The 11,873-nt window shown below is 71.8% G+C and carries 14 protein-coding genes and 1 pseudogene; 9 read left to right on the top strand and 6 right to left on the bottom strand.

Annotation, left to right across the window (positions count from 1 at the left end; translation table 11 throughout):
- Positions 1 to 98: 98 nt before the first annotated feature.
- Positions 99 to 350: a MoaD/ThiS family protein gene (locus WD794_00200; GenBank protein ID MEX2288731.1), complete on the bottom strand. Its 252-nt coding sequence runs from the start codon at positions 348 to 350 to the stop codon at positions 99 to 101.
- 205 nt (positions 351 to 555) lie between these two features.
- Here WD794_00200 and WD794_00195 point away from each other — a divergent pair, with 205 nt between their 5' ends.
- A complete protein-coding gene (locus WD794_00195) occupies positions 556 to 1,266 on the top strand; it encodes a response regulator transcription factor (protein ID MEX2288730.1) in 711 nt (236 codons plus the stop codon).
- A gap of 56 nt (positions 1,267 to 1,322) precedes the next feature.
- Here WD794_00195 and WD794_00190 read toward each other — a convergent pair whose 3' ends face one another.
- Positions 1,323 to 1,628: an STAS domain-containing protein gene (locus WD794_00190; protein MEX2288729.1), complete on the bottom strand. Its 306-nt coding sequence runs from the start codon at positions 1,626 to 1,628 to the stop codon at positions 1,323 to 1,325.
- 190 nt (positions 1,629 to 1,818) lie between these two features.
- On the opposite strand from WD794_00190, the gene WD794_00185 reads away from it, so the two are divergent.
- Genes WD794_00185 through mshD form a run of 5 tightly spaced genes read left to right on the top strand, consistent with a single transcriptional unit; the run spans position 1,819 to position 5,861 of the window.
- The gene (locus WD794_00185) at positions 1,819 to 2,187 is read left to right on the top strand and encodes a hypothetical protein (protein MEX2288728.1); all 369 of its coding nucleotides are present in this window, start codon (positions 1,819 to 1,821) and stop codon (positions 2,185 to 2,187) included.
- A complete protein-coding gene (locus WD794_00180; GenBank protein ID MEX2288727.1) occupies positions 2,172 to 2,852 on the top strand; it encodes a response regulator transcription factor in 681 nt (226 codons plus the stop codon). The genes WD794_00185 and WD794_00180 overlap by 16 nt, the downstream gene beginning before the upstream one ends.
- Before the next feature lie 40 nt (positions 2,853 to 2,892).
- Positions 2,893 to 4,248: a HAMP domain-containing sensor histidine kinase gene (locus WD794_00175; GenBank protein ID MEX2288726.1), complete on the top strand. Its 1,356-nt coding sequence runs from the start codon at positions 2,893 to 2,895 to the stop codon at positions 4,246 to 4,248.
- Positions 4,245 to 4,847 carry a GerMN domain-containing protein gene (locus WD794_00170; GenBank protein ID MEX2288725.1) on the top strand — a complete coding sequence of 201 codons (603 nt, stop codon included), beginning with the start codon at positions 4,245 to 4,247 and terminating at the stop codon, positions 4,845 to 4,847. Before WD794_00175 ends, WD794_00170 begins: the two co-directional genes overlap by 4 nt.
- 21 nt (positions 4,848 to 4,868) lie before the next feature.
- A complete protein-coding gene (mshD, locus tag WD794_00165) occupies positions 4,869 to 5,861 on the top strand; it encodes a mycothiol synthase (protein ID MEX2288724.1) in 993 nt (330 codons plus the stop codon).
- A 17-nt stretch (positions 5,862 to 5,878) separates the two neighbouring features.
- Here the strand turns inward: mshD and pstB are convergent, their stop codons facing one another.
- The 4 genes from pstB to WD794_00145 all read right to left on the bottom strand — a co-directional run bounded on the left by pstB (position 5,879) and on the right by WD794_00145 (position 9,811).
- Positions 5,879 to 6,823 (bottom strand): phosphate ABC transporter ATP-binding protein PstB, encoded by a 945-nt coding sequence (gene pstB, locus WD794_00160; GenBank protein ID MEX2288723.1) that lies wholly within the window; start codon positions 6,821 to 6,823, stop codon positions 5,879 to 5,881.
- 36 nt (positions 6,824 to 6,859) lie between these two features.
- Positions 6,860 to 7,786 (bottom strand): phosphate ABC transporter permease PstA, encoded by a 927-nt coding sequence (gene pstA, locus WD794_00155; GenBank protein MEX2288722.1) that lies wholly within the window; start codon positions 7,784 to 7,786, stop codon positions 6,860 to 6,862.
- The gene (gene pstC / locus WD794_00150) at positions 7,783 to 8,745 is read right to left on the bottom strand and encodes a phosphate ABC transporter permease subunit PstC (protein ID MEX2288721.1); all 963 of its coding nucleotides are present in this window, start codon (positions 8,743 to 8,745) and stop codon (positions 7,783 to 7,785) included. The genes pstA and pstC overlap by 4 nt, the downstream gene beginning before the upstream one ends.
- Before the next feature lie 121 nt (positions 8,746 to 8,866).
- Positions 8,867 to 9,811, bottom strand: coding sequence for a PstS family phosphate ABC transporter substrate-binding protein (locus WD794_00145; protein MEX2288720.1), 945 nt, complete (start codon positions 9,809 to 9,811; stop codon positions 8,867 to 8,869).
- 217 nt (positions 9,812 to 10,028) lie between these two features.
- Between WD794_00145 and WD794_00140 the strand changes: the two genes are divergently transcribed.
- The 3 genes and pseudogenes from WD794_00140 (at position 10,029) to WD794_00130 (ending at position 11,811) form a co-directional block, all read left to right on the top strand.
- On the top strand, positions 10,029 to 10,322 hold the full coding sequence (locus WD794_00140; protein MEX2288719.1) for a metalloregulator ArsR/SmtB family transcription factor: 294 nt from the start codon (positions 10,029 to 10,031) through the stop codon (positions 10,320 to 10,322).
- Positions 10,322 to 11,407, top strand: a complete 1,086-nt coding sequence (arsB, locus tag WD794_00135; GenBank protein ID MEX2288718.1) for an ACR3 family arsenite efflux transporter — start codon at positions 10,322 to 10,324, stop codon at positions 11,405 to 11,407. Before WD794_00140 ends, arsB begins: the two co-directional genes overlap by 1 nt.
- A pseudogene (locus WD794_00130) lies at positions 11,407 to 11,811 on the top strand (arsenate reductase ArsC). Before arsB ends, WD794_00130 begins: the two are co-directional and overlap by 1 nt.
- Positions 11,812 to 11,873: the final 62 nt, after the last annotated feature.

The raw sequence follows: 11,873 nt of genomic DNA, 5'->3' as shown, positions 1-11,873 counted from the left end.
GCGGAAGAGTGCCGACCAGCGGGCGGCTGCACCGCGCACTGCAGAAGAGAGTCACCCAGCGGAGGCCTGCACCGCGCTTCCGGGACAGCGCGCTGCGGTCAACCGCCGGCGAACGGCGGCAGCACGTCGACCAGGCCACCGTCGGCCAGCGGCACCGCGGCGGGGTCACGCATCCCGACAGGGTCGCCGTCGACGACGAACGAACAGACATCGAGCACCGTCGAGAACCGCTCGCCGCGGCCCGAACGCGCCAGCAGCAGCGCCTCGGCCAACGTGTCGGCGGACGTCTGCTCGGAGGCGACACCCGCAGCCGCGCGGGCGCCCGCCCAGTACCGGATCGTCGTGCTCATCCGAGTGCCAGTGAAGCGGGCGAGCCGCCGCGGGCGGTGGCGCCCGGGACGTCCGGCAGCGAGGGCGACCCGCCCCGGGCGGTGGCGCGCAGGAGACTTAGGGATACGAGCACGGCCCCATCCTGCATCAGGGTCTACCCTGCGCTGACGAGGCAACGGCGCCTCTCCCACGAGGGCCGCTCGGGCGGGCCAGAGGAGGATGCCCGTGTCCACGCTGCTGCTGCTGACCAACGCGCTGACCCCCTCCTCCGAGGTGCTCCCGGCGCTGGCCCTGCTCGGCCATCCGGTACGCGTCGCGCCCGCCGAGGTCTCCGCCCTGCTGAGCGCCCCCCCGTCCGACGCCGTGCTGGTCGACGCCCGCAAGGATCTGGCCGCCGCCCGCTCGCTGTGCCGCCTGCTGCGCACGACCGGGCTGACCGCACCGCTGCTCGCTGTGCTCACCGAGGGCGGCCTGATCGCGTTGACGGCCGAGTGGGGAGTCGACGACGTGCTGCTCGACAGCGCCGGTCCGGCCGAGGTCGACGCCCGGCTGCGGCTGGCCACCGGGCGCAAGACCGAGGCGGCGCCGGCCAGTGACCCCGGGGTCGTGCGCGCCGGGGAGCTGACCATCGACGAGGGGACCTACACTTGCCGGCTGCGCGGGCGGGTGCTGGACCTGACGTTCAAGGAGTTCGAGCTGCTGAAGTACCTCGCGCAGCACCCGGGGCGGGTCTTCACCCGGGCGCAGCTGCTGCAGGAGGTGTGGGGCTACGACTACTACGGCGGCACCCGTACGGTCGACGTGCACGTCCGGCGGTTGCGCGCGAAGCTGGGTGCCGAGCACGAGCAGCTGATCGGTACGGTCCGGCACGTGGGCTACAAGTTCGTGACACCGCCGATCTCGGCGCTGGCCGAGGACGAGCCCGCGCTGGTGTAGCCCGACGTCTCAGCTGAGTGCGACGCTCGCGGAACCCTTGCTGGTGCCGTCCTGGCTCACTCCTCGATCTCGAAGACCCGGCGCAGGCCGGTCAGCGACAGCAGCCGCAGCACCCTGGGCGAGCAGCCGCACAGGACCAGCACGCCGCCGGCCCGCCAGACCCGGCGGTGCACGTCGACCAGCATCGTCAGGGCGCTGGCGTCGATGAACGGGCAGTCACTCAGGTCCACCACCAGGCGCGCCGGCTTGCAGCTCAGCGCGTCGTGCAGCCGCTCCCGCACCCGGGCCACCGAGGCCAGGTCCAGGTCGCCGCGTACCTGCACCGTCACGGTGGCGTTCTGCAGCGGGGTGGCGGCGGTCATGCGGGCCTGCCGATCGTCCGGTCCGGCGGTGCGGATTCCCGCCGGCAGAGCCCACCGTGCCGGGAGCAGGTGGCGGTCACCGGTCCCTCCTGTGACGGTCCGGTGACGGTCCGCGCGCACCCCGTCGCCGTCATCCAACCGTCACACGACGGCACCCGCTCCGTCGCACGGCGCAGCAACTATCTGCGCCGTGTTCACCCTCGCGCTCGATGCACCCGCCGCCGGCGCTGCCCGGCTCCGCCTGTCCGGTCACCTCGACGACTCGGCAGCCCGCGACGTCCTGCACGCCGCGGCCGACGTCGTGAAGTGCGGCTGCTCGCGCCTGGTCGTCGACCTGGGCGGGCTGATCTCCTACGACGACGAGGCGGCGTTCGCCGTGGTCGGCTGTCACCGGCTGGCCCGCTTCCTGCCCGACGGAGTCGACGTCGTGGCGCCCGACGGTCCCGGCTCGACCCTGGCGGAGACCGCCGGTGTGGCCGCCGGCGTGTCCGCCGGTGTGGCCGCCCAGCCCGCGGCGGCGCACGCACCTGGCAGCATGGCCCCGTGCCCCGCCTGCTGATCATCGAGGACGACGACCGGATCCGCCTGTCCCTGCGTCTCGCCCTCGAGGACGAGGGCTACACGGTGCGGGACATGGCGACAGCCGAGGAAGGCCTGGCCGAGCACCGGGCGAATCCCGCAGACCTCGTGCTGGTCGACCTGATGCTTCCTGGCATGGACGGCTTCGACTGCATCCGCTCGCTGCGCCGCCTGGGCGACGTGCCGGTCGTCGTGGTGAGTGCCCGGGACGACACGCACGACGTGGTGGCAGCGCTCGAGGCCGGCGCCGACGACTACGTCGTGAAGCCGGTTGCGGTCAAGGAGCTGTCCGCCCGGCTCCGGGCGCTACGCCGACGCGCGAGCGGCAGCGGCGAGGACGCCCCGAAGGTGCTGAGCTTCGGCGAGATCGAGCTGCGGCCCGAGGCCGGCGAGGTGTTGCTCGGCGAGGAGCAGGTGCACCTGACCCGTACCGAGTTCCGGTTGCTCTGCGAGCTGGCCGATCAGAGCGGTCGGGTGCTGAGCCGCCAGCAGCTGCTCGACCGGGTGTGGGGCTACGACGTCTACGGCGACGAACGGCTGGTCGACGTGCACATGGGCCGACTGCGCCGCAAGGTCGAGCGCGACCCGGCCAACCCCACCCACCTGGTGACCGTCCGGGGCCTGGGCTACAAGCTCAGCCCGTGAGGCACAGCGGTGGTGACCGCAGCCGGGTGACCGGGGCCCGGTGAGGCGCACCGGCCTGCGGGCCCGGATCACCGCCGTCTTCGGCGTCGGCGCGCTGGTGCTGTCGACGTCGCTGGCTGTCGCGACCTACTCCCTGACCCGCGAGGCGCTGCTGGACGAGCGGGAGCGCGGCGCGGTGCGCGCGGCCTATCTCGACGCGGCCTACATCCGGCCGGACCTGGGCGGGGACAACCCCGACATCGAGGTGGCCCTGCGCAATCTCGACACCGGCGACGTGCGCCGGCCGCTGGTGCGCCGCGACGGGCAGTGGTACTCCCGCGGCGCCGACAACGGCCTCACCGGCGCGATCCCGCCGGCGCTGCAGCGGATGGTCGATGACGGCACACCGGCCGTCCAGCGCGTTCCGCTGCGCGAGAGCCACGCGCTGGTCGTCGGTGTCCCCCTGCCGACGGTGTACGCGTCGTACTACGAGGTCAACCCGCTGACCGAACTCGAACGCACCCTGCGGGTGCTCGCGACGATCTTGGGGCTGGTCGCCCTCGCCACCACCGTTGCCGGCGCGTCGGTCGGCTGGTGGATCAGCCGGCGGGTGCTCAGCCCGCTGGCCTCCGCCGCCGCGGCGGCCGGCAGTATCGCCTCCGGCGACTTCACGGCACGGGTCGCCCGGGAGACCGACCCTGATCTGGACAAGCTGGCGCGGGCCTTCAACCGGATGGTCGACGAGGTGTCCGCGCGCTCGGAGGCCGACCGGCGCTTCGCGGCCGACGTCAGCCACGAGCTGCGCTCCCCGTTGCAGACGCTGTCGGCGGCGACCAGCGTGCTCGACCGCCGCCGCAGCGAGCTGGACGGGCGGAGCGCGGCCGCGGTGGACCTGCTGAGTGCGGAGGTGGCCCGCTTCGAGTCGCTGGTGACCGACCTGCTCGAGCTGGCCCGCTCCGACCGCCCGGCCGAGCGCCGGCCGACCGACGTCGTCGCCCTGACCCAGGCGCTGCTCGCCGTGCACCGGCTGCCCCCGGAGGTGCTGGACACCGGTGGCACCGCCGAGGTTCTCGACGTCGACCCGCGGAGGTACGAACAGGTGCTCGCCAACCTCGTCGAGAACGCCGCGAAGCACGGCGGGGGCGTGGTCCGGGTCGGGCTGGACATCCGGGACGACACGCTGGTGCTCGAGGTGGACGACGAGGGGGCGGGCGTCCCGCTGGACGAGCGCGAGCTGGTCTTCGACCGGTTCGCCCGTGGGCGCGCCTCGAGCATGCGTGGCGGCAGCGAGGGGACCGGCCTCGGGCTGGCCCTGGTGGCCCAGCACGTGCAGGCCCATCGCGGCACCGTCGAGGTGCTCGACCGGCCCGGCGGTGGTGCCCGCTTCCGGGTCACCCTCCCCGGGGAGCCGTCATGAGGCAGCTCACACCGGTCGTCGCGCTGGCGCTCCTGCTGGCCGGCTGCGGCGTCTCCGAGGACGAGGGACCGCGCGCCCTGGACCCGGCCGCGGCGCCCTTCAACTTCTACCGCTCACAGGAGCCGGAGCCGCCACGAGGGGACGGGCTGGTGCCGCTCTACTTCGTCCGCGACGGCCAGGTGGTGTTCACCACCCGCGCCGTCGAGCGCCGGCCGTCGATCGACGAGCTGCTCGCCCTGCTGCTGGAGGGTCCGACCCAGGAACAGATCGCCGAGGGCACCGGCACCCGGCTGCCCGGCAGCTTCACGGTCGAGGACGTCGAGGTCGGGCCGAGCGGAACCGCCGTGGTGACCCTCGGCGAGACGGCGACCCAGAACACCACGCCGCCGCTGGGGTACGCCCAGATCGTGACGACCCTCACCGCGCCCGGGCGCGCCCGGGCGGTGCGCTTCCGGGCCGACGGGGTGGACCTGCAGGTGCCTCGCGGCGACGGCCTGCTGTCCTTCGGCCCCTTCACCCGCAAGGATTACGAGGAGCTGCTCGCGCTGCCCCCACCGGCTCCACCGGCTCCGCCGGCCACCCCCACCGGCTCCGGCTGAGCCTGCGACTAGCGTCGCCCCATGTCCACGAGCTGCGAGGTGCTCGGACGCCTCACCCCCGAGGACGTCCGGGCCGTCCACCAGCTCGTCGCGCAGGCCGAGGCAGCGGACGGCATGCCCCCGCTGTCCGAGCACGTGCTGCTGCACCTGCCGTACGGCGGCGACGAGGAGGTGCGCAACCTGCTGGTCCGCAAGGGCGGGGAGGTGCTCGCGTACGCCCATCTGGACGTCACCGACCAGGTGGAGGGCCCGAGTGCCGAGCTGGTGGTCGCCCCCGCCGCCCGTGGCCGCGGGCTGGGGCGGGCGCTGGTGACGGCGCTGAGCGGGCAGACGCCCGACGGCCGGCTGCGACTGTGGGCGCACGGCGACCTGCCGGCGGCGGCGACGCTGGCGAGCGGTCTGGGTTTCGCGCGCAGCCGGGTGCTGCTGCAGATGCGCCGGCCGCTCACGACGCCGCTGCCCGAGCCGGTGCTCCCCGCCGGTGTCACGGTGCGGGCCTTCGCACCCGGGCGGGACGAGCAGGCGTGGACGGAGCTGAACAACCGGGCCTTCGCGGAGCACCCGGACCAGGGCGGGTGGGGGCTGCACGAGGTCGAGCTGCGCGAGAAGGAGCCGTGGTTCGACCCTGAGGGCTTCTTCCTCGCGGAGCGGGTGGTCGACGGTCAGCACCGGCTGGTCGGCTTCCACTGGACCAAGGTGCACGGGGGGCACGACGGTGGTGCACCGCACCAGCACGACCGCGAGCCCGAGGGCGGGCAGTCCCACCCGCATCCGGCCCACCAGCACCACGACCACCCGCCGATCGGCGAGGTCTACATCGTCGGCGTCGACCCCTCCGAGCAGGGCCGCGGGCTCGGCCCGGCGCTCACGCTGGTCGGCCTGCACTCGCTGCGCAACCGTGGGCTGGCCTCGGTGCTGCTCTACGTGGACGAGTCCAACGCCCCCGCCGTCCGGACGTACGAGCGGCTGGGCTTCCGCCGGCACGCCGTCGACGTGCTGTACAGCCGGGGCTGAGGGGCGGGCGCGCTGGGTCAGCCGAAACGGCCGGTGATGTAGCCCTCGGTGCGGGCGTCGTCGGGGTTGCTGAACAGCTTGCGGGTGTTGTTGACCTCCACGAGCAGGCCGGTGCGCTGGCCGGTCGTCGGGTCGGCCTCGGCGGTGAAGAAGGCGGTGCGGTCCGAGACGCGGGCGGCCTGCTGCATGTTGTGGGTCACGATGATGATCGTGTAGTCGCGCTTGAGCTCCTCCATGAGGTCCTCGATCTTCGCCGTGGCGATCGGGTCGAGGGCCGAGCAGGGCTCATCCATCAGGATGACCTCGGGCTTGGTGGCGATCGCGCGGGCGATGCACAGCCGCTGCTGCTGCCCGCCGGACAGGCCGTAGGCGTTGCTCTTGAGCTTGTCCTTCACCTCCTCCCAGAGGGCTGCCCGGATCAGGCTCTCCTCGACGATGTCGTCGAGGAGAGCCTTCCGCACCCCGTTGACCTTGGGACCGAACGCGATGTTCTCCCAGATCGACTTCGGGAACGGGTTCGGCTTCTGGAAGACCATGCCGATCCGGCGGCGCACCTCGATGGCGTCCACGTCCGGCGCGTAGATGTCCTGGTCGTGGTAGGTCACCGAACCCGACACGCGGGCGGACGGGATCAGGTCGTTCATCCGGTTCAGGCAACGCAGCACGGTGCTCTTGCCACAGCCGGACGGACCGATCAGCGCGGTGATCTCGAAGCGGGCCATGTCCAGGGTGACGTCGCGCACCGCGAGGGCCGTCCCGTAGTGGACGTTGAGGTTCTTCACCGACAGCACCGGGTCGGGCACGGTGGCCGTGCCCGACCAGGTGCCGTCCGGCGTCGGCGCGGCCACGTCCTCGACGTGTGACCGGTGCGGGCCGACGGAGACGCCCAGAGCGGGCAGCGGAGTCTCGGTGGGGGCAGCGGAGGGATCCGGCACGTCATTCGCCTCGGAGTCGTCGGTCATGGTTCAGGACTCTGCCAGGTGCCCCGGACGCGGGGACTACCACCTGCGTTGGTACTTGTTGCGGATCAGGATGGCGGCGGTGTTCATCAACAGAAGGATGACCAGCAGCACCAGAATTCCCGCTGCCGCGACGGTACGGAACTCGTCCTGCGGCCGGCTCACGTAGTTGAAGATCTGGATCGGGAGCACCGTCGCCTGGCTGAGCAGGTCGGTGGGGTTGCGGGTCAGGAAGATCAACCCGCTGGCGGCGATCAGGACCGGCGCGGCCTCACCGATCGCCCGGGACAGCGCGAGGATGGAGCCGGTGGCCGTGCCGGGCACGGCGTTGGGCAGGATCTGCCGGCGCACCGTCTGCAGCCGGGTGGCGCCCAGGGCGAGCGAGCCCTCACGGATGCTGGTCGGGATGGCCCGGATCGCCTCGCGGCACGAGATGATCACGATGGGCAGCACCAGCAGCGAGAGCGTGAGCGCGATCGTCAGCACCGAGCCCTTGAAGCCGGCCGCGCGGTTGAAGAAGGCCAGCCCGAGGATGCCGTAGACGACGCTCGGCACAGCCGCGAGGTTCTGGATGTTCAGCTCGATCGCCCGGTTGTACCAGCGGGACTTGTCGGCGTACTCCTCCAGGTAGACCGCCGCGGCGATGCCCAGCGGCAGCGTGATGACGGCGACAGTGGCGATCACCCAGATGGTGCCCATCATCGCCGACTGGATCCCGGCCCGGGCCGGTCGACCGGACGGCATGTTCTGGATCAGCGCCAGGTTGAAGCGCGGCCAGCCGTCGCGGACCACGTCCAGGAGCAGCACCGCGAGCACCAGCACGCCGAAGGCCAGGCAGCTGAGGAGCAGGAGCTCGAACAGCTTGCCGGACAGGCGCTCCGATGCGCGGGCGCGGCCGAGCATGCTGGCCTCGCGGTCGCCGCGGGCGGCCTCGACCCCGGCGTCGATCCCGTTACGGGCGGTCACTCGTACACCTCACGGAAGCGGCGGACCAGGCGGATGCTGAGCACGTTGACGAGCAGGGTGATGAGGAACAGCAGCGCCCCGACGGCGAAGAGGGTGTTGTAGCCGAGCGAGCCGGTCGGCTGGTCGCCGGACGCGGCCTGGGCGATGAAGGCGGTCATCGTTTGCATCGGCTCGCGCGGGTCGGCGGTCAGCTGGGCGATCGAGCCGGCGGCGATGACGACCACCATCGTCTCGCCGATCGCCCGGGACAGGGCGAGGACGAAGGAGGCCGTGACGCCGGACAGGGCGGCCGGCAGGACGACCTTGCGCGCAACACGGGTGCGGGTCGCGCCCAGCGCCAGCGCCCCGTCACGCATCGCCTGCGGTACGGCCGACAGCGCGTCCTCCGACAGGGAGGCGATGATCGGGATGATCAGCACGCCGATGACCAGCCCGGCCGACAGCGCGTTGGTGATGCCGATGTCCTCGGCCCCGAAGATCGGCCGCAGCAGGCTCGGAGTGACGAAGCTGATGGCGAAGAAGCCGTAGACGACCGTGGGAATGCCGGCCAGCACCTCGAGGACCGGCTTGAGGATCTTGCGGGAGCGCTCGCCTGCGTACTCCGAGAGGTAGAGGGCGGCACCCAGCCCCAACGGGGCGGCCACCACGATCGCGATGCCGGTGATGAGCAGCGTCGCCGACAGGATCGGCAGGACCCCGAACTCGCCGTTGGCGAACAGCGGGGTCCAGACGGTGCCGAACAGGAAGTCGGTGAGCGGGATCTCGCGCAGGAAGTCGACGGTCCCTTGCAGCAGCGAGAGCACGATGCCGATCGTGGTGAGCACCGACAGCGCGGCCGCCAGGAAGAGCAGCCCCTCCACGAGACGCTCGCCGTGGCGCGGCGAGCTCCGCTTCAGCGACCGGGCCAGCTCGGCCGTGCTCGGTCCCGGCGAGCTGCCGGCGTACGGGAGGGATGTCACGTGCGCTCCGGGGTTGCAGGGTCGTCGAGCAGTCTGGCGGATGCCGTGCAGGTCGCACGACCCGGGCACCGCCGACGGCCCGGCCTGCGCCCTCGGCGGGCGGGGCCGGGCCGGTCAGCGGTCAGCCCTTGAGCGTCTCGATCTTGGCCAGCGCCTCGGACTTCTGCTCGTCCGAGAGCGGGACGAACAGCGCCTGCTCGGTGATCGCGTCGTTCTCCGAGATGTAGAACTCCAGGAAGGCCAGGCCCTCCGGACGCGCCACCGTCTCGGTCGTCGCGTAGATGAACAGCGGCCGGCCCAGCGGCGTGTACGTGCCGTCGAGCACCGTCTCGACGCTCGGTTCGACGCAGCCCGCGCCGCCGTCGATCGCGATCGCCTTCACGGCGTCGGCGTTCTCCTCGACGTAGGACAGGCCGAAGAAGCCGAGACCACCGGGGTTGCCCTGCACGCCCTGGACGGTGACGTTGTCGTCCTCCGAGGGCTGGTAGTCGGTGCGGATGGCGCCGGTCTCGCCGTTGATCTCCTCGGTGAAGTAGTCGAAGGTGCCGGAGTCGGTGCCCGCGCCGAAGAGCTTGATCTGCTGGTCGGGGAAGGAGGGGTCGAGCTCTTTGAAGTTGCTCACCTTCGAGCCCGGGGCCCACAGCTTGGTGAGCTGCTCGACGGTCATGCACTCGATCGGGTTGTCCGGGTTGACGACGACGGCCAGGCCGTCGTTGGCGACCTGAATCTCCTCGTACTGCACACCGTTGGACTCGCAGGCCGCGGCCTCCTCCTCCTTGATCGGGCGGGAGGCGTTGGAGATGTCGGTCTCGCCGACGCAGAACTTCTCGAAGCCGCCACCGGTGCCGGAGGTGCCGACCGCCACGGTCACTCCGCTGTGCTCGTCCTGGAAGCCTTCGGCGGCAGCCTCGGACAGCGGGGCGACGGTGCTCGACCCGTCGATCTGGATGGTGCCGGACAAACCACCGTCCTCGCCGCCGGAGCCGCCGCCGCCGCAGGCGGCCAGGGTGAGGGAGCAGCCGACAGCAGCGGCCGCGAGGCGGCTGCGCTTGGTCAGGGAGAACACAGGGGGTTCCTCTTTCGGTCCGTGGAAGCGCGTCGGGAGGCACGCTAGGCAGCCAGAACGACCCACAGCCGGCCTCCTGGTGAACGGGACATGAATGCATCATCGCGCCCGGATCACGCTCCGGAGTGAGGCAGATGAACGGACGATGAACGGGCGCGCGGGGTCCCGCTCCTCAGGAACAACAGTCCGCGGGAAGATCTAGATTCAACGTGTGCTGATGTCAACGACGCCTGATGCGTTACGCCTGCTGGCCGATCCGCTGCGCTCCCGGATCGTCGAGCTGCTGGCCCGCGAGCAGCTGTGCACCTGCCACCTCGCCGACGCGCTGACCGCCAAGCAGCCGCTGATCAGCTATCACCTCAAGGTGTTGCACGAGGCAGGGCTGATCGAGAGAGAACCGTGCGGCCGCTTCACCTACTACCGCTTGCGACCCGAGGCTCTCGAGGCGGCGGCCGCCGGGTTGACGGCGCTGGCCGACGAGGCCCGCCGCGCCGTCAAGCGGGCCTGTTGATGAGCGACGTCGTCACCGAGCAGCCGGTCGCCGGTAGGACCGTCGCCACCCGGCTGTCCACCCTCGACCGCTTCCTGCCGGTGTGGATCGTGCTCGCGATGGCGGCCGGTCTGCTGCTCGGCCGCGGGGTCGACGGGCTGGACGGGGCGCTCGAGGCCGTGCAGGTCAAGGGCGTCTCGCTGCCGATCGCCCTCGGCCTGCTCGTGATGATGTACCCGGTGCTGGCCAAGGTCCGCTACGGGGAGCTGGGTGCGGTGACCTCCGACCGGCGGCTGCTGGTCGCGTCGCTGGTCCTCAACTGGGTGCTCGGCCCGGCGCTGATGTTCGCGCTGGCCTGGCTGCTGCTGCCGGACCTGCCGGAGTACCGCACCGGTCTGATCATCGTCGGCCTGGCCCGCTGCATCGCGATGGTGCTGATCTGGAACGACCTGTCCTGCGGCGACCGGGAGGCCGCCGCCGTGCTCGTGGCGGTCAACTCGCTCTTCCAGATCGTCGCCTTCGCGGCACTGGGCTGGTTCTACCTGGAGGTGCTCCCGGGCTGGCTCGGCCTGCCGTCCGACGGCATCGACGTCACGGTGTGGTCGATCGCCGGTTCGGTGCTGGTCTTCCTCGGGATCCCCCTGTTGGCCGGCTACCTCACTCGCCGCCTCGGTGAGCAGGCGCGCGGCCGGCAGTGGTACGAGGAACACCTGCTGCCCCGGCTCGGCCCCTTCGCGCTCTACGGACTGCTGTTCACGATCGTCGTGCTCTTCGCCATGCAGGGCGAGGCCATCACCTCGGCCCCTGCCGACGTCGCCCGGATCGCGCTGCCGCTGCTGGCCTACTTCGCGCTGATGTGGGGCGGGTCCTTCCTGCTCGGCCACCGGCTCGGACTCGGCTATCCCCGGACGGCCACCCTCGCCTTCACCGCCGCCGGCAACAACTTCGAGCTCGCCATCGCCGTCGCGGTCGGCGTTTTCGGCGTCACCTCCGGGCAGGCCCTGGCCGGCGTCGTGGGGCCGCTCATCGAGGTGCCGGTGCTCGTCGCGCTGGTCTACCTCTCGCTCGCCGCCCGTACCCGCCTGTTCCCTCCGGAGGACCGATGAAGGAGCGACCCGAGGTGCTGTTCGTCTGTGTGCACAACGCAGGCCGGTCACAGATGGCGTCCGCACTGCTCGAGCACCGGTCGCAGGGGCGCATCCTGGTCCGGTCCGCCGGCAGCGCGCCGACGGGCGCGGTGAACCCTGCTGCGGTGCAGGTGATGTCGGAGCTGGGAATCGATCTGGCGCAGGCCTTCCCGAAGCCGCTGACGACCGAGGTCGTGCAGGCCAGCGACGTCGTCGTCACGATGGGCTGCGGCGACGCCTGTCCGGTCCACCCCGGCAAGCGCTACCTCGACTGGCAACTCGACGACCCGGCCGGCCAGCCGCTGGACGTGGTGCGCCGCATCCGCGACGAGATCGATGCACGGGTGCAGGCCCTGGTCGCGGAGCTGCTGCCGGTCGGTTGAGCGGGCCCAGCCCCTCGACCGCCGGGTCGCGGTGTGCGGTTCATCAGGGGTTCACGGGCTTT

The organism is Mycobacteriales bacterium, assembly GCA_040902655.1.
GTDB lineage: Bacteria > Actinomycetota > Actinomycetes > Mycobacteriales > SCTD01 > SCTD01.
Note: the sequence above shows the minus strand (reverse complement) of the source record. Positions and strands in the feature narration are given on the sequence as shown.